The organism is Ruegeria sp. O4, assembly GCF_056535125.1.
In genome coordinates this window covers 90242-109023 of sequence record NZ_JBQERO010000003.1, presented here as the reverse complement: position 1 = coordinate 109023, position 18782 = coordinate 90242, and the positions used below count along the sequence as shown (strand labels likewise).

Annotated in this window: 17 protein-coding genes; 10 read left to right on the top strand and 7 right to left on the bottom strand. The window is 59.2% G+C overall.

The features are described from left to right. Nucleotides 1–23 precede the first annotated feature (23 nt). A complete protein-coding gene (locus ACR0J7_RS06310) occupies nucleotides 24–710 on the top strand; it encodes a rhomboid family intramembrane serine protease (RefSeq protein WP_480773313.1) in 687 nt (228 codons plus the stop codon). On the opposite strand, the gene murJ is transcribed toward ACR0J7_RS06310, so the two are convergent. The 3 genes from murJ to ACR0J7_RS06295 are packed head-to-tail and all read right to left on the bottom strand — an operon-like array spanning nucleotide 711 to nucleotide 6200. Next, a complete protein-coding gene (gene murJ / locus ACR0J7_RS06305; RefSeq protein WP_480899269.1) occupies nucleotides 711–2252 on the bottom strand; it encodes a murein biosynthesis integral membrane protein MurJ in 1542 nt (513 codons plus the stop codon). Then, complete coding sequence (locus ACR0J7_RS06300; RefSeq protein ID WP_267365490.1) at nucleotides 2249–5068, bottom strand: [protein-PII] uridylyltransferase; 2820 nt, start codon at nucleotides 5066–5068, stop codon at nucleotides 2249–2251. The genes murJ and ACR0J7_RS06300 overlap by 4 nt, the downstream gene beginning before the upstream one ends. Beyond that, on the bottom strand, nucleotides 5028–6200 hold the full coding sequence (locus ACR0J7_RS06295) for a penicillin-binding protein activator (RefSeq protein WP_480913613.1): 1173 nt from the start codon (nucleotides 6198–6200) through the stop codon (nucleotides 5028–5030). Before ACR0J7_RS06295 ends, ACR0J7_RS06300 begins: the two co-directional genes overlap by 41 nt. 88 nt (nucleotides 6201–6288) lie before the next feature. On the opposite strand from ACR0J7_RS06295, the gene rsmI reads away from it, so the two are divergent. The 3 genes from rsmI (at nucleotide 6289) to gshB (ending at nucleotide 8513) form a co-directional block, all read left to right on the top strand. Beyond that, entirely contained in the window at nucleotides 6289–7146 is an 858-nt protein-coding gene (gene rsmI, locus ACR0J7_RS06290; RefSeq protein WP_480913611.1) for a 16S rRNA (cytidine(1402)-2'-O)-methyltransferase, read from the top strand. Nucleotide 7147: 1 nt separating this feature from the next. After that, on the top strand, nucleotides 7148–7519 hold the full coding sequence (locus ACR0J7_RS06285) for a YraN family protein (RefSeq protein WP_480483210.1): 372 nt from the start codon (nucleotides 7148–7150) through the stop codon (nucleotides 7517–7519). A 61-nt stretch (nucleotides 7520–7580) separates the two neighbouring features. Beyond that, nucleotides 7581–8513 carry a glutathione synthase gene (gene gshB / locus ACR0J7_RS06280; RefSeq protein WP_480832263.1) on the top strand — a complete coding sequence of 311 codons (933 nt, stop codon included), beginning with the start codon at nucleotides 7581–7583 and terminating at the stop codon, nucleotides 8511–8513. Here gshB and ACR0J7_RS06275 read toward each other — a convergent pair. From ACR0J7_RS06275 to cobU, 4 genes are read right to left on the bottom strand one after another with little or no spacing between them, the layout of a single operon-like run. Continuing rightward, nucleotides 8510–10024, bottom strand: a complete 1515-nt coding sequence (locus ACR0J7_RS06275) for a YifB family Mg chelatase-like AAA ATPase (protein WP_480913609.1) — start codon at nucleotides 10022–10024, stop codon at nucleotides 8510–8512. The two genes, gshB and ACR0J7_RS06275, sit on opposite strands and share 4 nt — an antisense overlap. A 46-nt stretch (nucleotides 10025–10070) precedes the next feature. After that, nucleotides 10071–10955, bottom strand: a complete 885-nt coding sequence (locus ACR0J7_RS06270) for a glutathione S-transferase (RefSeq protein WP_480913607.1) — start codon at nucleotides 10953–10955, stop codon at nucleotides 10071–10073. 58 nt (nucleotides 10956–11013) lie between these two features. Beyond that, nucleotides 11014–11592 carry a histidine phosphatase family protein gene (locus ACR0J7_RS06265; RefSeq protein ID WP_480913605.1) on the bottom strand — a complete coding sequence of 193 codons (579 nt, stop codon included), beginning with the start codon at nucleotides 11590–11592 and terminating at the stop codon, nucleotides 11014–11016. Continuing rightward, complete coding sequence (gene cobU / locus ACR0J7_RS06260) at nucleotides 11589–12110, bottom strand: bifunctional adenosylcobinamide kinase/adenosylcobinamide-phosphate guanylyltransferase (RefSeq protein WP_480913604.1); 522 nt, start codon at nucleotides 12108–12110, stop codon at nucleotides 11589–11591. The genes ACR0J7_RS06265 and cobU overlap by 4 nt, the downstream gene beginning before the upstream one ends. 100 nt (nucleotides 12111–12210) lie before the next feature. On the opposite strand from cobU, the gene ACR0J7_RS06255 reads away from it, so the two are divergent. The 6 genes from ACR0J7_RS06255 to ACR0J7_RS06230 all read left to right on the top strand — a co-directional run bounded on the left by ACR0J7_RS06255 (nucleotide 12211) and on the right by ACR0J7_RS06230 (nucleotide 18781). Then, nucleotides 12211–13089 (top strand): RNA polymerase factor sigma-32, encoded by an 879-nt coding sequence (locus ACR0J7_RS06255; RefSeq protein WP_267365420.1) that lies wholly within the window; start codon nucleotides 12211–12213, stop codon nucleotides 13087–13089. Further along, complete coding sequence (locus tag ACR0J7_RS06250) at nucleotides 13086–13910, top strand: ChaN family lipoprotein (protein ID WP_480913602.1); 825 nt, start codon at nucleotides 13086–13088, stop codon at nucleotides 13908–13910. Before ACR0J7_RS06255 ends, ACR0J7_RS06250 begins: the two co-directional genes overlap by 4 nt. A gap of 63 nt (nucleotides 13911–13973) precedes the next feature. Next, a complete protein-coding gene (gene coaBC, locus ACR0J7_RS06245; protein ID WP_480910202.1) occupies nucleotides 13974–15170 on the top strand; it encodes a bifunctional phosphopantothenoylcysteine decarboxylase/phosphopantothenate--cysteine ligase CoaBC in 1197 nt (398 codons plus the stop codon). Between the two features lie 15 nt (nucleotides 15171–15185). Beyond that, complete coding sequence (gene dut / locus ACR0J7_RS06240) at nucleotides 15186–15641, top strand: dUTP diphosphatase (RefSeq protein WP_480869958.1); 456 nt, start codon at nucleotides 15186–15188, stop codon at nucleotides 15639–15641. Next, nucleotides 15641–16690 (top strand): HesA/MoeB/ThiF family protein, encoded by a 1050-nt coding sequence (locus ACR0J7_RS06235; protein ID WP_480869960.1) that lies wholly within the window; start codon nucleotides 15641–15643, stop codon nucleotides 16688–16690. The genes dut and ACR0J7_RS06235 overlap by 1 nt, the downstream gene beginning before the upstream one ends. A gap of 75 nt (nucleotides 16691–16765) precedes the next feature. Further along, entirely contained in the window at nucleotides 16766–18781 is a 2016-nt protein-coding gene (locus ACR0J7_RS06230; protein WP_480899284.1) for a M3 family metallopeptidase, read from the top strand. Nucleotide 18782: the final 1 nt, after the last annotated feature.

Below are 18782 nucleotides of genomic sequence, written 5' to 3'. Positions count from 1 at the left end.
AACAGCCGCGAAAGGCCAGCCCAATGAGCAGTGAGCATTACACACCGCCTGTGAACCCTCTGCCACCTGCTGTGGTGGCGTTGGTTCTGTTCATCATCGGGATAGAAATTGCCTTCACGCTGGGATCACGCGGGCTGGTCGGAGGGCCAACAGCGGTGGGCTGGCGGCTGGATGCGATCCAGCATTACGCGTTCTCGGCGGATATTTTCGACTGGATGGTTCTGAACGGGCGCTGGCCATTCGAACATGTCATCCGCTTCGTGACCTACCCCTTTGTATCCGCCAATTTCACCCAGGCGATTTTCGTCTGTGTTTTCGTGCTGGCGATGGGCAAAATGGTTGGCGAAGTGTTCGGCGGTTTCCCAATGCTGCTGATTTTTGTCGTGTCGGGCATTGGCGGCGCATTGGCCTACGCCGTGTTACTGGACCCGCGCTATCCGCTGATCGGAGGGTTCCCGCCTGTGTACGGTCTGATCGGCGCATTTACGTGGTTGTTGTGGCGCAAACTGTCACTTGTAGGTGCAAACCAAGCACGGGCATTTCAATTGATTGCCGTCCTTATGGGCATACAATTTCTTTTCGGCCTGATCTTTGGTGGCAACTGGGAATGGGTTGCTGATCTGGGTGGGTTTGCCACCGGTTTTGGCTTGTCTTTTCTTGTTGCACCGGGCGCTTGGTCCCGGATCGTAGGACGCATTCGCCGGGATTGATCAGGACCGGCGCAGGGCGTGTTTGAACTCCGACAGTTTGAAAGCGCCGAAGATATGGCCCAAAAGGAAATATGAGACGGCAGCGACCATGATCAGGACCAGCAGTGCCAGATAGCGCCAGCCGGGAACATCCAATGCCCACCCGAACAGGTAGAGCGCTGCGTATAAGATCGCGCCCATCCCAAGCGAAGCGGCGACAATCCGGCCTGCGCGCTTTTTGAACCGGACATCAAAGCGCGCCTCTTCACCCATACGTCGTGCGCCGAAAGCCAGTAGCACCACCATCGCCCACCCCGCAGTCGATGCGGCAATTGCTGGCGCGATCCAGCCCACCAGTGGAAACAGACCAAACGCCAGAGCTGCGTTCACGATCATCGCAACAACCGCGTAGTGAAACGGGGAACGTGTATCCTCGCGCGCAAAGAACAGCGGTTGCAGCAATTTTTGCAACATGAAGGCCGGAAGCCCGACCCCGTAGATGGCAACCGCAAGGGCCGTGGCGGCCGTATCCTCGGGGCCGAACTGACCACGTTCGAACAGCACCGATACGAGAGGGTATGGCATAACCACGAAGGCCACAGTCGAAGGCAGCGTTAGCAGCAGTGTGAACTCACCGGCCCGGGAAAAGGCATTGCGTGCGCCCTCTTTGTCCTCCGCACGCAAACGGCGGGACAGGTCCGGCAACAAGACTATGCCGACAGCAATGCCTACAACACCCAAAGGCAACTGGTAGAGCCTGTCTGCGGCAAAAAGCCAGCTGACGGCATTTTCGGTTTTCGATGCAACCAATTGCCCGACAACCAGATTGACCTGTGTGACCCCCATCGCCAGCGCGGCCGGGACCGCGATACGTACCATCCGTCGCATTTCGGGCGTCAGGCGCGGCATGCAGGGGCGGATGTGGATGTCGGCGCGTTCGGTTGCGATCCAGACCAGCGCCAGTTGCGCGACACCGGCGACCGGAATGACCGGGATCAGCCACCGGATCACCTCGCCGCCGGACATGGCACCGGCGATTAGGGCGGTGCAGGCGAAAATATTCAGCAAAACAGGTGCGGCTGCCGCCGCCGCGAACCGTCCGGTTGCGTTCAGAACGCCTGAAAACAAGGCAGCCAGAGACATGAACAGGATGTATGGAAACACAACATATCCATAGTCCACCGCCAGATCGAACCGTTCATCGCCGTAAAACCCTTCGGCGGTCAGCCACACCAGACCGGGCATGAAAACCATGGCCAGCCCGACCAGCGCAAGAACAGCCACGGCCAGAAGATTGAATGCGTCCTGCGCAAAACCCTGAGGGTTTTCGTCTGCTTCCAGTCGTTTGGAAAACATCGGCACAAAGGCCGCGTTAAATGCCCCCTCGGCGAAAAAGCGGCGGAACATGTTGGGCAGGCGAAAGGCTGCAACAAAAGCATCCATCACTGGGCCCGGTCCGATATAGGCCGTCAGCAGTATTTCCCGTAGAAACCCCAGAATTCGGCTGGCGAGCGTCCAGAAGCCGACCGTGAACAGGCCCGAGAACAAGCGTATTTGCTTCATGAGGCCGCACGCTCGGCGCCTTCGGTGATTGCCGTGCGCAACTTGGCCTCAAGCCCGCGCTGCTTGCTTTCCGAATAATATTTCAAGCCAAACATGTCCTTGACGTAGAACGTATCGACCACCTGTTCGCCATAGGTCGCGATCACGGCATTGGCGATATACACGTTCGCCGCGGCCAGGGTCCGGGTCAGATCAAACAGCAGGCCGGGGCGGTCGCGTGTGTCCACCTCGATGATCGTGTAGATTTCAGAACCCTCATTATCGAATGTGATATGCGTTGGTACGTTGAAAGCGCGTTCGCGTTTTTTGATTTTGTCACGCGACTTCAGCGCTTCCTTGGCGACGACTTCACCGCGTAGGGTCTTGTGAATCATCTGCGTCAGGCGTGGAAGGCGTGATGCCTCGAACGGGTGCCCTTCGGCATCCTGAATCCAGAATGCGTCCGTCACGTAACCGTCTTTGGTGGTATAGCTGCGGGCATCGACGACATTCGCGCCGACCAGGGCCAGTGCCCCGGCGATGCGGGCAAAAATACCGGGGTGATCGCCCATCGCAAAACAGGCCCGCGTCGCATCCCGGTCTTCATCAGGTTGCAGGCGAATTTCCATCGCGCCGGGATCGCCGCTTTGTTCCAGCGCGTGCAGCATCTCGGCAAACTCGATATGCGTCGCAAGATTCAGGCCCTGCCAATAAGGGGCGTAGTGGCGCCCGGTCTCGACCTTGAGGTCAGCTTTGGACCAGTTGTCCAAAGCACGGCGCAGCGCTGTTTTGGCTTCGGCCCCCCGGTTTGCCCGGTTCAGGTCTTCCATACCGGTTTCCAGTGCACGCTTTGTTTCAGCATGCAGGGCGCGCAGCAAGGTGGCCTTCCAGTTGTTCCAGGTGGTCGGGCCAACACCGCGAATGTCACAAACCGTCAGAACCGTCAGCAGATCCAGCCGTTTGGTTGTCTGAACGGCCTTGGCAAAATCGCGCACTGTCCGAGGGTCGGAGATATCGCGTTTTTGGGCCATATCGGACATAAGCAAGTGATAGCGCACCAGCCATTCAACGGTTTCGGAATCCGATTTGTTCAGGCCGAGCCGAGGCGCCACCTTGCGCGCGATCTGCGCCCCGAGAATCGAGTGGTCTTCGGGGCGACCTTTCGCAATGTCGTGCAAAAGAAGCGCGACATACAGCACCTTGCGATTGACCCCGCCTTTCAGAATCGAAGAGGCCAGAGGCAGAGATTCGACCAGCTCTCCGCGTTCGATCTGGGCAAGATTGACGATGCACTGGATCGTATGCTCGTCCACCGTATAGCTGTGATACATATTGAACTGCATCATTGCCACGATGTGCTCGAACTCGGGCAGGAAAGCGGACAGCACGCCCAACTCGTTCATCCGTCGCAATGCGCGTTCCGGGTTGCCGTGTTTCAACATCAGATCCAGGAAAATGCGCTGAGCTTCCTTGTCGCCGCGCATTTCGTCATCGATCAGATGCAGGTTCGCGCTCACCAGCCGCATGGCATCAGGATGGATCAGCATACCTGTCCGCAAACCTTCTTCGAACAGGCGCAGCAGGTTCATTTTGTCGGAGAGAAATTTCTCAGGTTCCACCAGATCCAGACGACCGTGAACCACCTTGTACCCTGCCTTGACCCGTCGACGCCTGCGGAAAATGCGTTCCAGCAGGGGCGCACCTTTCATGTGCAGCGCTTCGAGTTTGGTCAGGAAGATGCGCGTCAACTCACCTACGCGTGTGGCTTCGCGGAAATACCGCTGCATGAACACTTCGACCGCGCGACGCCCGGCGCGGTCCTCGTACCCCATGCGTGCGGCGACCTCGACCTGCATGTCAAAGGTAAGCTGCTCGGTCGCGCGACCGGTGACTAGATGCAGGTGCGAGCGTACAGCCCAAAGGAACTCTTCGGCCTGAACGAAGGTCTTGAACTCTTCGGGGGTGAACAAGCCTAAAGGCACCAGTTCGGCCACGTCCTGAACGCCATAGATATATTTCGCGATCCAGTAGAGGGATTGCAGGTCACGCAGGCCGCCTTTGCCTTCCTTCACGTTGGGTTCGACCATGTAACGCTCGCCTTGTTTGTGGTGGCGTTCGTCACGTTCGTGCAACTTGGCTTCGATGAACTCGCGTTCGGTTCCCTTGAACAGTTCGTCTTTCAGCCTTCGGTCCAACCCGTCCGCCAGTGCCTTGTCACCGGCCAGATAGCGTTGCTCCAACATCGCTGTGCGGATCGTGAAATCCTCGGCACCCAACCGCAGACAATCTTTGATCGTGCGTGACGAATGCCCGACCTTAAGCCGCAAATCCCACAGGATATAAAGCATCGACTCGATGACGCTCTCGGCCCATGCGGTGATCTTGTAGGGGGTGAGGAACAGCAGGTCGACATCTGAAAACGGCGCCATTTCCCCACGCCCGTAACCGCCAACAGCCAGAACGGCGATCTTTTCACCTTGGGTGGGTGTTGCAAGCGGATGCAGGCGTGTGCTTGAGACCAGCATCGCCGTCCCAACCAGTTGATCCGTCAGGTACGTATATGAGCGCGTGAGTGCGCGCGCGTCGAAAGGACGTTCGCCAAATGCCTCTGCAATGGCCGCGCGGCCAGACTTTTGAGCCTCGCGCAGAATGCGCACCGTCTCGGACCGCATTTTGGTGTTGTCCGGGCAGACCTCAAAGGCCTGAGCCAGTGCATCATTGACGGCAGTGCTGTCGAAGATGTCTCCGGCGGGGCAGATCAACGCGCTTTCGGGCACGTTGATCGCGCCCGTCAGATCAGAAACCGGCACCAGAGAAGCTTTGTGGGGCAGGGTCAATCACAACCACCTGTTTGTTCTGGATCGTGGCAACGGCCAGACCGCGTTCGTTGGTGCCGTCCGGGCGTAGGCGGAAGATGCCGCCAACACCCTGGAAACCGGCGTTCTGTGTCAGGGCCGAAGCGGTCAGGGCGTCAGATTTGCCCTGGCTGACCAAGGCACCAATTGCAGCGATGCCGTCATAGGCCAAGCCGCTGATCGGGTGCGGCGCTTCGCCGTAGGTTGCGTTGTAACGCTGACGGTAGGCTTGTGCCTTGGACGGGTCAGGCAACGCAAACCACCCCCCCTGAACCCCAGGAAGCTCCAGAGTTTGCGGCGGGATATCCCAACGTGTCAGGCCAATGAATTGCGTGGTTGCCGGAGAAACACCGGCCTCTGGCAGCAATTGCGAGAACAGCGGCAATGCCCCTGCCGTGGTCGCCGTCAGGAAGATCGAATCCGCGCCCGTCGAATCGACAGTGGCCTTGATCGTGGGAACCGCATTGATGACGCCCTGTTGCGACCGGTCGTATGCGACAGTCCCTGCATTGTTGACCCGGCTGTTCGCTATGGCATTGGCGATTGCGGACCGGCCCAACTGTCCTGCGGCGTCGTTGCTGTGCACGACCACCGTGTTGACCTTGCCCTGACTGCCCGCATAATTCACCAGCCGGTTGGCCGTGTTGTCAAAGGTCGGGCCCAATACAAAGACGTTGCCGCCTGCAATGCTGGCGTTGTTTGAAAACGAAAGAACGTTGACGTTCTTGCTCAGCACCGCCAATCCGGCAGCATTCGCTGCCTGGGCATATACCGGACCAATGATGATTTTTGCCCCGTCCGCAACAGCCTGCTGTGCAACGGCTGTCGCCGTGTTCGGGTTTCCGGCCGTGTCATAAACGCGTAAGTCGATCTGGACATTTGGCAAATCCGACATCGCAAGTCGCGCAGCATTCTCAAGGCTTTGCGCCAGCGCTGCATCACCAGATTGCGCAGATCCTCTGGGAACCAGCAAGGCGACAGGAACCGGCTTTGCGGTATTGATCGAGGGACCTCCGCCAAGACCACTCGGTTCACAGGCAGCAAGAAACGCTGCGGTCGTCAGGGTAGCGGCGACTTTCGCCAGCTTGCTTACGGGCTTGCAAACGGTAAACATCTAAATGAAAACTCCCTGATCCGGCGGCTGCGAATGCTTCTGTTCTGTTGAGCCGCGATAATAAACGTCACGCTGTGAGGGTCCAGCTTTGAATTTCCAAAAGATCAAGTTGGCTGCGGGCCTGTATTTTGTTGCCACTCCGATTGGAACAGCACGCGACATTACGCTCAGGGCCTTGGATGTTTTGGCCTCAGCCGATGTGATTGCGGCAGAAGACACCCGCAGTTTACGTCGCTTGATGGAAATACATGGCATTCCGCTGGAAGGCCGACGAATCCAAGCCTATCACGACCACAGCGGCGCAGGCGCACGCGGCAAGATCATGGAGGCGCTGGCGCAAGGGCAATCGGTGGCCTACGCGTCCGAAGCAGGAATGCCGCTAATTGCCGATCCGGGCTATGATTTGGGCAAGCAGGCCGCCGAAGCCGGGTATACCGTGACCTGCGCCCCGGGCGCGTCTGCCGTTGTAACGGCCCTGACGTTGGCGGGGCTTCCCACGGACGCCTTCTTTTTTGCAGGCTTCCTTCCCAACGCATCCAAAGCACGCCGCACCCGTATCGAGGCGTTGAAGGACATCCCCGGCACATTGGTATTCTACGAATCTCCGAAACGCGTTGCCGCCTGTCTGTCAGACTTGGCTGAATGCCTGGGGCCTGAACGGCAGGCCGCGCTTTGTCGAGAGCTGACGAAAAAGTTTGAGGAGGTCCGCCGCGGCAGCCTGTCCGAACTGGCAGAGGAGTATCGGGGCAAGACGGTCAAAGGCGAGATCGTCCTGCTGGTGGACCGCAGTCATTCGCAAAGTGTTAACGAATCCGATCTAGAAGAAGCTTTGAAACGAGCTTTGGAAAATCACTCGGTTCGGGATGCAGCGGATCTTGTCTCGGAAATGTACGACCTGCCGCGCCGACCGATTTACCAGAAAGCTCTGAAATTGGGCAAGGGATAACATGGGGCGGCGCGAACGACAGGGTTCGATCTCTTACCACGCCGGACAGGCCGCAGAGTCACAGGTCGCTGCAGATTACGAACGTCGGGGCTTTGCCATAGCGCATCGTCGCTGGCGGGGCGCTGGCGGAGAGATCGACCTGATTGCGCGCGACGGCGACGGGCTTGTGTTTATCGAAGTTAAGAAAAGCACCAGCTTTGAAAAAGCCGCTGCCCGGATCAGCCGCAAGCAGATCGAACGAATTTATGCCTCCGCCGCGCAGTTCTTGGAAAACGAGCCGGACGGGCAGCTGACAAACGTGCGCTTTGACGCGGCGCTTGTGGATGGTTCTGGCGCGGTTCAAATCATCGAAAACGCCTTTGGTTTTGGCTAAGCCCCATTGAACCCACAGGCGTGCTGGTCCATGTATCTGGCGGGAAACTGAGGGACATGCCATGAAAATCGCCTTTCAAATGGACCCGATCGGGGCCGTGGATATCAACGCCGACAGTTCATTCCGTCTGGCAGAAGAGGCACAGGCGCGCGGGCATTCTTTGTTTTTCTATGGTCCGGATCATTTGGCCTATCAGCAGGGTCGTATCACCGCGCGAGGTCACGACATGACTGTGCAAAGGGTTGCCGGAGATCCTGCGGTTCTGGGTCCCGAACGTGAGGTGGATCTTGCCGATTTCGATGTCGTCTGGCTGCGCCAGGATCCGCCTTTTGATATGCACTACATCACGTCCACGCATTTGCTGGATCGTCTCAAGGGTCAGACGCTGGTCGTCAACGATCCGTTCTGGGTGCGCAACTACCCGGAAAAGCTGTTGGTGCTGGATTTCCCCGACCTGACCCCGCCAACAACGATTGCGCGTGATTTGCAGACGATCAAGGCGTTCAAGGAAAAGCACGGCGATATCATCCTCAAGCCGCTTTACGGGAATGGCGGCGCGGGTGTGTTCCGGCTTGACGCCAATGACCGCAACCTGACTTCCTTGCATGAGCTGTTCACCGGATTCTCGCGCGAACCTTTGATCGTGCAGAAATTCCTGCCGGATGTCAGCAATGGCGACAAACGGGTGATTCTGGTGGATGGCGAAGCGGTCGGCGCAATCAACCGGGTACCCGCCAAAGGCGAAACGCGGTCGAACATGCATGTTGGCGGACGTCCGGAAAAGATCGGCTTGTCCGAACGCGATCTTGAGATCTGTGCGGCGATTGGGCCTTTGCTGAAGGAAAAGGGTCAGGTCTTTGTCGGAATTGACGTTATTGGCGACTATCTGACCGAGATTAACGTGACTTCACCGACCGGCATTCAGGAGTTGGAACGGTTTGACGGCGTAAATATTGCTGAAAAGATCTGGCAGGCCATCGAGGCCAAGCTTTAGGCCATAACCCGGGCAGAGATCCGAAAACTAAGTGCCTCGGCCACGTGTTGGCGGCGGATATCGGTCGCGCCGTCCAGATCGGCGATGGTGCGCGCCACCCTCAGGATTCTATGGAAGGCCCGGGCTGACAGGCCGAAACGATCTGCGGCTTTCAACAGCAGCTCTTTTCCTTCGGCATCGGGCGTGGCGATCTCTTCCAGTATTTTGCCTTCTGCATCAGCGTTTTGTCGTAACTCCGGCGTGTCACAAAACCGGTCTGCCTGAATGGCACGCGCCCTTTCGACACGTGCTGCAACCGTCGCCGAACTGTCGCCCGAAGGGGGCAGATCAAGGTCGGTAAAGCCCACGGGCGGAACTTCGATCCGCAGGTCGAACCTGTCCATCAACGGGCCCGAGATTCGGGTCAGGTAATCTTCGCCACATCCCGGTGCCCGCGAACAGGCACGGGACGGATCGGTCAGATAGCCACATTTGCAAGGGTTGGCGGCGGCGACCAGCATGAAACGACAGGGGTATTTCACATGGGCGTTCGCGCGCGCCACCATGACTTCGCCGGTTTCAATGGGTTGCCGCAGGGTTTCCAGAACGGTGCGTGGAAATTCGGGGAATTCATCCATGAACAGCACACCATTATGGGCCAATGAGATTTCGCCCGGTTTGGCCCCTTTCCCGCCACCAACTATGGCCGCCATCGAGGCCGTGTGGTGCGGTTCGCGGAACGGGCGAGTGCGGTTTATTCCGCCTTCATCCAGTAACCCACATAGCGATTGGATCATCGACGTCTCCAGGGCTTCCACGGCAGTAAGCGGCGGTAAAATTCCGGGAAGCCGCGCCGCCAGCATGGATTTGCCCGATCCCGGCGTGCCGATCATGATCAAGTGGTGACGTCCGGCGGCGGCGATTTCCAGGGCGCGTTTGGCGCGCTCCTGCCCTTTCACATCGCGCAGGTCGCGGTTGGACGGTGTCAGGTTCACTTCGCCGGGTTGTGCTGCTGGCAACGGGGATTGGCCCGAGAAATGCCGCACGACCTCTCCAAGTGATCCGGCGCCGATCACTTGAGTGGCATCTACCCAGGCCGCCTCGGCGCTGGAGGCGCGCGGACAAAGCAAGGCGCGGTCTTCTGAAGCTGCCGTCATGGCGGCAGGCAAGGCACCGACAACCGGAACCAGAGAACCGTCGAGCGACAACTCTCCCAATGCAACGGTGCTTTCTGCGGCATCGGCAGGGATGATGTCGAGCGCCGACAAAAGCGCCACCGCAATGGGTAGGTCGAAATGGCTGCCTTCTTTGGGAAGGTCAGCAGGGGACAGGTTGATGGTGATCCGCTTGGACGGCAGCGCGATGGCCATCGCGTTCAGCGCGCTGCGGACGCGGTCACGCGCCTCGGACACGGCTTTGTCGGGCAGGCCCACGATGGAAAAGGCTGGCAGTCCGGGTGAGACCGCGCATTGCACCTCGACCGGGCGGGCATCGACCCCTTGAAAAGCAACGGTGTGGGCGCGGGCGACCATGGCAGTCCTGTTTTGGTTAACAGGACGTTGCTGCCACGGTTCTGGTTTAAGAGTCGTTAACGGCTGCGCGCATGGCCGCGAATTTGGGCCATGCTTCGGGGTCGGCCACAGTTTTGTTCCGGCAGAATGGGTTGCAGAACCCCCAGCATTGCCCGTCAAGCTCCAGGAAATCGGTGACAGGCTTGCCGGAATACGGGCAGGCGGCGTTGATTGACGGACCACCTGAAACCGGCTTCGCAGCAGAAACACCCCCGACTGGCCAAGGGCCGGACGGCAAGTCCTGCGCGTATGGGAAGGTGTCATACTCTACGGTCAATCCCATGGCGCGCCACTGTCTGACGATGGGATCAGAGAGCAGTTCCATGCAATAAGCCCGGTTCGCCTCTGACACCGGCAGCCCATATCCTATAATCCGCGCAGCAACGGGTGTGTAGAAGACGTCTGCCAGTGAATAGGCACCAAATAACGGGCCTTGGTCTGCCCCTGACACGCTCCTCGCATGTGCCCAGAGTGTTTCAATCCTCTCCAGGTCTGACAAAGTCGCCTCAGACGGCGTAAAGCCTTGCCACACGTTGCGCAGCTGCATGGCGCATTCTCCACGCAGGGCGCTGAATCCGGCTACCATTTCGGCGCATAGCCAGCGGGCGGTTGCCCGGGCAGCGGCATCCGAAGGCCACAACCCGGCATCGGGGTGGCGTTCGGCCAGGGTTTCGGCCATCGCCAGGCTTTCCCCCACAACCGTTCCATCCGGCAGGCGCAAGGCGGGAACAAGGCGAGCAGGGGCCAGCGGTTCCATGTCTTGCGCCATGGTACCGGAATAGAGGCCGATCATGTGGCTGCGATAGGGCAGGTTGAATTTCTCAAGCATCAACCAGCCGCGCATTGACCAGCTGGAGAAGAGGCGATCGCCGATATAAAGGTCATAAGTCATGCGCGGACGATGCCTCAGCTTTGCGGACCGGTAAATCAGTGATTTGTGTTGGACCTGTTCACGGAAGGTGATTGATCGACCCGACAGTCCACGCCTCACCGTTGACAGCGATATCCGTCACCGAAAGGTTGTCGATCCGATGCGCAAAGGTCTGCTGCCCGTCCAGACCAAGGGCGCGCTGCACTTGTGTCAGGATCACGCCGAAATGCGCGACGATCACCAGATCGCGGCCCGTATGCGCGGACATAAGCGCGTCGATCGCGGAATCGACCCGGTCGCGAACCTCATTCCAGCTTTCACCTTGCGGTGGGCGGACATCACCGGGGTTGTCCCAATAGGCAAAAGCCAGCTCGGGGTCTTCGGCTTCAATATCGGCAAACCCGCGAAGCTCCCACCGACCGAAATGGATTTCCCGCAGGTCTGGATGATGTGGCAGACGGTGACGCTGGCCCTGAATGGCCGAAGCAGTGTCAATTGCACGCGACAGGTCGGACGAAATCACAAGTGCATCGGGTGGCAAATGATCGTGCAGGCGCTTCAGCGCTGATGTATCGCTTAGATCAGCAGGCAGATCGGACCAGCCAACCATCGTCTTTGCATGCGTAGGCCCATGGCGAACAAGATGCAGTCGCGTCACGGCAGCTGCCCTTTCAGGACCAACGGCAACCCGGCGGTCACTTGCACCACCAGATCAGCCTGTGCCGCAAGTGCGATGTTCAGCCGACCCTGCGCTTCGCGAAAGCGACGGGCAAGCGGGTTATCGGGAACAATACCGTGCCCGACCTCGTTCGACACGATCACTACCTGCGCTGTACATGCGCGCAGGGCCTTTAGCAGGTCAGTTTGGACTGCCCCCAGATCGGTTTCGGCCAGCAAATGATTGCTGACCCATAGAGTGGCGCAATCTACCAGACACACCTGATCCGAGGATAGGCTGGACAGCACCGGCCTCAGATCAAGGGGCTCTTCAATCGTGGTCCAACCGCCGCCCCGCTGTACCAGATGGCGATCAACCTTCTGCCGCATCTCGTCATCAAACACTTGTGATGTCGCTAGGTAAACTCGATTTTTCCCTGTGGAAACAACGAGGTTCTCGGCAAATGCCGACTTGCCCGAAGCAGCTCCGCCCAGAATTAAGGTTAAATCTGACGCCACAGTACTTACCTAAAGATGATCCAATTGGTGCTGTTTTGCGTATCGGTCATAGGTCGGCATGGCAAGCCCGGCCAACGCCTGCAAATCAGGGGAGAGGTTTATGGCACTGGACAACGCGACAGATTTTTCGATGTCCCGGCAAGCGATGAAGGCCGAGTTGCTGGATGCGGAAACGGAACTGAGGCTGGCCTATGCCTGGCGTGACCAGCGTGATGAACAGGCGCTGCACCGCCTGATCACAGCGTATATGCGGCTGGCAATTTCGATGGCGGCCAAGTTCAAACGCTATGGCGCGCCGATGAATGACCTTATCCAGGAGGCCGGTCTGGGTTTGATGAAGGCCGCAGACAAGTTCGACCCTGATCGTGGGGTGCGGTTTTCGACTTATGCGGTGTGGTGGATCAAGGCGAGCATTCAGGACTATGTGATGCGGAACTGGTCCATGGTGCGAACGGGGTCCACCTCGGCGCAGAAATCGCTGTTTTTCAACATGCGTCGGGTTCAGGCCCGACTGGAACGCGAGGCCGCGACCGAAGGGCTTGAACTGGACCGCCACCAGCTGCATCAGATGATCGCCACGGAAATCGGGGTTCCTTTGCGCGACGTTGAACTGATGGAAGGTCGGCTGTCAGGGTCGGATTTTTCACTGAACGCGGTGCAATCCGCCGACGAAGATGGGCGCGAATGGATCGATGCGCTGGAAGATGAACGCGAACAGGCCGCCGAAGCAGTTGAACACACCCACGACACCGAACAGTTGCGCCAGTGGTTGCTGATCGCGATGAACGCACTGAATGACCGCGAGCGGTTCATTGTGCGCGAACGCAAACTGCGCGAGCCTGCGCGGACACTGGAAAGTCTCGGCGTCGAGTTGGGACTGTCGAAGGAACGCGTGCGACAGCTTGAGGCCGCAGCGTTCGCAAAAATGCGCAAGAACCTTGAAGCCCAGTCGAACGAGGTGCAACACTTCATCGCATGAAACAGCTTGCGATTCTTGCGTGTGTTCTGGGCCTTACGGTTACAGCGGCGCGACCCGGACTGGCGGAAGGTCTTATTTCCGATGATGTGGCTCTCGCGATGCGGGACGCCGATGTGGTGATTCTGGGAGAGGTTCACGACAATCCCCGCCACCACCTCATTCAAGCCGAAGCGATAAAGGAAATCTCACCCTCGGCCGTTGTCTGGGAGATGGTCACCGAAGAAGGCGCGCAACGGCTGGCGCAAAAAGCCGTCTCCAACCCGGAAGAGTTGAGCCGTATTCTGCAATGGGCAGAAAGTGGTTGGCCACCGCTCAGGCTGTATTATCCGGTGTTCAAGGCTTCAGGCGCGCCGGTTTACGGGGCCATGGTGCCGCGTGCTGCCGCGCGGGGCGCGATGGAACGCGGGGCCGCCACGGCGCTGGGTGCAGACGCGGCGCGCTATGGTTTGACTGTACCGCTGACGCCCGAGGAGCAGGCGGCGCGCGAGGCGGATCAAATGGCCGCGCATTGCGATGCTCTCCCGCCGGAAATGTTACCCCAGATGGTCGCGATCCAGCGTTTGCGCGATGCGGTTCTGGCCCGTGCGGTGATGCGCGCGATGGAAGAAACCGGCGGACCGGTTGCCGTGATCACTGGGAACGGACATGCGCGCAAAGACCGAGGTATCCCGACATTTCTTGAACGCCTTCAACCCGGGTGGAAGGTGGTCTCGGTCGGACAGTCCGAGGACAACATCATCGACGGTGACTTTGATATCGTAATCGATAGCCCCACAGTTGAGCGTGAAGATCCCTGTGCGGCGTTTCAGGTTCAGAATTAATCGCTGGAACAACCTGATGGCCTTGCCTAATGTCGGGGCCGACCGGGACAGGAAGGGCTGAACATGCTGTCATCCAAACGCATTCTGCTGATCGTCGGCGGCGGCATCGCGGCCTACAAGTCGCTGGACCTGATCCGCAGGCTGCGTGAACGCGGCGCAGCTGTGACGCCTGTGCTGACGCGTGCGGCAGAAGAATTTGTAACACCTCTGTCCGTGTCTGCCCTTGCCTCAGAAAAGGTCTATGGCGATCTGTTCGATCTGACCGCCGAGGCCGAGATGGGCCATATCCAGCTGTCACGCTCTGCCGATCTGATCGTTGTGGCCCCCGCAACAGCAGACCTGATGGGCAAGATGGCCGGGGGGTTGGCAAATGACCTGGCATCGACCCTTCTGATGGCAACGGACACGCCTGTTCTGTGTGCGCCCGCGATGAATGTACGCATGTGGGAACACCCGGCGACACAACGCAACCTGATGCAGCTTCAAGCGGATGGCGTACGCTTTGTTGGCCCAAACGAAGGTGATATGGCCTGCGGTGAATATGGGCCGGGACGCATGTCGGAACCGCTGGAAATCGTCGCGGCGGTTGAGGCGCAGCTTGCGGCAGGACCCTTGGTAGGAAAGCGCGTGCTGGTAACTTCGGGCCCGACGCATGAGCCGATTGATCCGGTCCGGTATATCGCGAACCGCTCTTCCGGGGCGCAGGGTTCGGCCGTGGCACAGGCGCTTGCGGATTTGGGGGCCGAGGTGATCTTTGTCACAGGCCCCGCAGACGTACCGCCTCCGGCGGGTGTGCAGGTCGTGCCGGTCGAGACCGCGCAACAGATGTCGGACGCGGTTGATGCGGCGCTTCCCGTCGACGCGGGCGTGTTTGCGGCTGCGGTGGCAGATTGGCGCGTGGCCAGTGCGTCGGACAAGAAACTGAAGAAAAGCCGCGACGGTCTGCCGGTTCTGGAATTTGCCGAGAACCCCGACATTCTCAAACGCGTCTCGCGGATGGAAAATGGGCGCCCACCTTTGGTTGTCGGCTTTGCGGCCGAGACCGATGACGTGATTGAACACGCCACCGCCAAGCGACTGCGCAAAGGCTGTGACTGGATTGTCGCCAACGATGTCAGCCCTTCCACCGGGATCATGGGCGGGTCCGAGAATGCGGTTATCCTGATCTCGGACAGCGGAGCCGAGGAATGGCCGCGTATGGGCAAGGCTGAGGTTGCGCGGCGGTTGGCAAGCAGGATCGCAGACGCGTTGGCGGGCTGAAGGAAAGGCAAAACCATGGTTGCAATTCGAGTGATCCGCGAAGACGGGGCAGACCCCGCCGTGGCGCTTCCGTCCTACGAAACTGCGGGTGCGGCGGGCGCGGACGTGCGTGCCAACTTGCCCGAGGGGGTTTCGATCATGTTGGAGCCCGGACAGCGGGCGCTAGTACCGACCGGTCTGCGCATTGAAATCCCGCAGGGATACGAGGTTCAGGTTCGGCCCCGCTCGGGCCTTGCACTGAAACACGGGATCACGCTGCCCAATACGCCGGGCACTATTGACAGTGACTATCGCGGACCTCTGGGGGTGATCGTGATGAATGCCGGTCAGGAACGGTTCGAGATTGCCCATGGTGATCGTATCGCGCAGCTGGTAGTTGCCCCTGTCGTGCAGGCGGCATTCGAATTGGCTGAGGCATTGGGTGAAACAGATCGCGGGGCTGGCGGTTTCGGCTCGACCGGGCGCGGCTGATGCTGCTGGTTCTTGTTCTGGCAGCGGGGCTATGGGGCGTTGGCTATATCGCCGGCACGTCTAAATCGGCGCGCGTGCTGTCGGTGAGTGTGTTGTTGGTCGGGGTGGTCCTGTCTCATCTGATCTTGCCGGATGGGCACCCCCTGCGCGAAGCAACCGGTGGGTCTGCGGCGCTGTGGCTGATCCTTGCAGGTTTCGCGGCCATCGTTTTGCTGTATGGCCGTGTGCTGAAGGCCCTGCGCAACCGAGCGGTGCAGGCCTCCAAACCGGAAGCCGCCATGCCCTCTGACCGTTTCACCGAAACCGAACTGAACCGGTACGCCCGTCACATTGTGCTGCGCGAATTGGGCGGGCCGGGTCAGAAAAAGTTGAAACAAGCCCGTGTTCTGGTGATCGGTGCAGGAGGTTTGGGCGCCCCGGCGCTGCAATATCTGGCGGCCGCAGGTGTGGGTACAATCGGGGTCATTGACGACGATATAGTCGAGAATGCGAACCTGCAGCGGCAGGTGATCCACCGCGATGCTGATATCGATATGCCCAAGGTCTTTTCCGCCCAGCAAGCGATGGAGGCGCAGAACCCGAATGTGGTGGTTCTGCCCTTTCATCGCAGATTGAGCGATGAAATCGCGGCAGATCTTTTTGCCGACTTCGATCTGATCCTTGACGGTACGGACAATTTTGAGACCCGCTATCTGGCCAACCGGACTGCCGCCGCGCTGGGCAAGCCACTGATTTCGGGGGCCTTGTCGCAGTGGGAAGGGCAGCTCAGCGTGTTTGACCCAGTCAATGGCAGCCCGTGCTACCAGTGTATCTTTCCCGAAGCCCCAGCCCCCGGTCTGGCCCCGTCCTGTTCCGAGGCAGGTGTGATTGGCCCGTTGCCGGGTGTTGTTGGATCGATGATGGCGGTTGAGGCGATAAAGGTGATCACGGGCGCTGGCATGGCGCTGCGGGGCGAGATGCTGATCTACGACGCCCTATACGGTGAAAGCCGCAAGATCACGCTGACCCGCCGTGCCGATTGCCCCATTTGCGGTGCCGCAAGCAATTAACCTTTCTTAACGTGGGCTGGGGGTTCTGGAACACCCGGCCATGGCGAACTAGCTATTGGGTCAAAGGAGATCCGCATGACCAACCCGATCCTGTCCAACTGGACCACCCCATTCGAAATAGCCCCTTTCGCCGATATTTCGGACGAAGATTTTGCACCGGCTTTGGATCAGGCGATGACTGCGCATAACGCGCAGATCGACGCGATTGCAGCAAATGCAGAGGCCCCTACTTTCGCTAACACGGTCGAAGCCCTTGAGGCTGCGGGCGAGCAGCTGGACAAGGTTCTGTCGGTCTTCTTCACTGTTGCAGGCGCAGACAGCAACCCCAAGCGGGAAGAGTTGCAGCGCACGTTTTCCCCCAAGCTGTCGGCGCATTTCTCGGGAATTTCTTCGAACAAGGCGCTGTTTGAACGCGTTGCAAACCTTTGGGCGCGGCGCGAAAACCTGAACCTGACCGAGGAGCAGGCACGCGTTCTGATGCTGACCCATCGGGGTTTTGTTCGTGCAGGCGCGGCGTTGGACGGGGACGAAGACGCTCGTATGCAAGAAATCAAGTCGCGCCTCGCCTCGTTGGGGACGTCCTTTACCCAGAACCTGCTGGCGGATGAGCGGGATTGGTTCATGGATCTGACCGAACAAGATCTGCAGGGCCTGCCGGATTTCGTTGTGAATGCGGCACGGGCTGCTGGTGCGGAAAAGGGCGCCTTGGGGCCGGTTGTTACCCTCTCCCGGTCGCTGATCGTGCCGTTTCTTCAGTTTTCACCCCGTAGGGATCTGCGCGAAAAAGCCTATCGCGCCTGGGCTGCCCGCGGGGCGAATGGTGGCGAGACCGACAATCGCGACATCGCGGCTGAGATTCTGGGTTTGCGTGAGGAACGCGCCAAGCTGTTGGGCTATGACAACTTCGCCGATTACAAGCTGGAAACTGAAATGGCTCGTACTCCGGACCGGGTACGTGAGTTGTTGATGCAGGTGTGGGAACCTGCCAAGGCCCGTGCCGATGCGGACGCGGAATTCCTGACCCGGATGATGCAGGAAGACGGTGTCAACGGCCCGCTGGAAGCATGGGACTGGCGCTATTACGCTGAAAAGCGGCGCAAGGCGGAACATGATCTGGATGAGGCGGAACTGAAACCCTACCTGCAACTGGACCGGATGATCGAGGCATCGTTTGCTTGTGCAAACCGCCTGTTCGGGCTGGAATTCAAGCCTTTGAACGTGCCGCTTTATCACCCTGATTGCCGCGCGTGGGAGGTTACGCGCAACGGTCGGCATGTCGCCGTGTTCATCGGTGACTACTTTGCACGGGGGTCAAAGCGATCAGGTGCCTGGTGCAGCGCGATGCGGGCACAGGCCAGATTCCCGAAAGAACAGGCACCGATTGTCATCAATGTCTGCAACTTCGCCAAGGGTGATCCGGCGCTGCTGTCTTATGACGATGCACGCACCCTGTTCCACGAGTTTGGCCACGCCTTGCACCAGATGCTGTCCAACGTGACCTATGAAAGCATCTCGGGGACTTCGGTTGCGCGCGATTTTGTCGAACTGCCCAGCCAGCTTTATGAACACTGGTTGGAAGTGCCCGAAGTTTTGGCCGAGTTTGCCACCCATGCCGAAACGGGCGAACCGATGCCGCAGGAGATGCTTGAAAAAGTGCTGAATGCCGCCAATTTCGACCAGGGGTTCCAGACGGTTGAATATGTCGCCTCGGCCCTTGTTGATCTGGCCTTCCACGATGGCGACGCCCCGGCAGACCCGATGGCAAAACAGGCCGAGGTTCTTGCCGGGTTGGGGATGCCGCAAGCCATTGGAATGCGCCATGCCACGCCCCACTTTGCGCATGTATTTGCAGGCGATGGCTATAGCTCGGGCTACTACAGCTATATGTGGTCCGAGGTGATGGATGCTGACGCCTTTGCCGCCTTCGAAGAAGCAGGTGGTGCCTTTGATCCTGAACGGGCCAAAGCGCTGGAAGACAATATCTTGTCCACCGGCGGTTCGCGCGAGGCAGAGGATCTGTATCTGGCGTTCCGGGGACGATTGCCGGGCGTGGATGCCCTGTTGAAAGGCCGCGGTCTGATTGCGGCGTGAC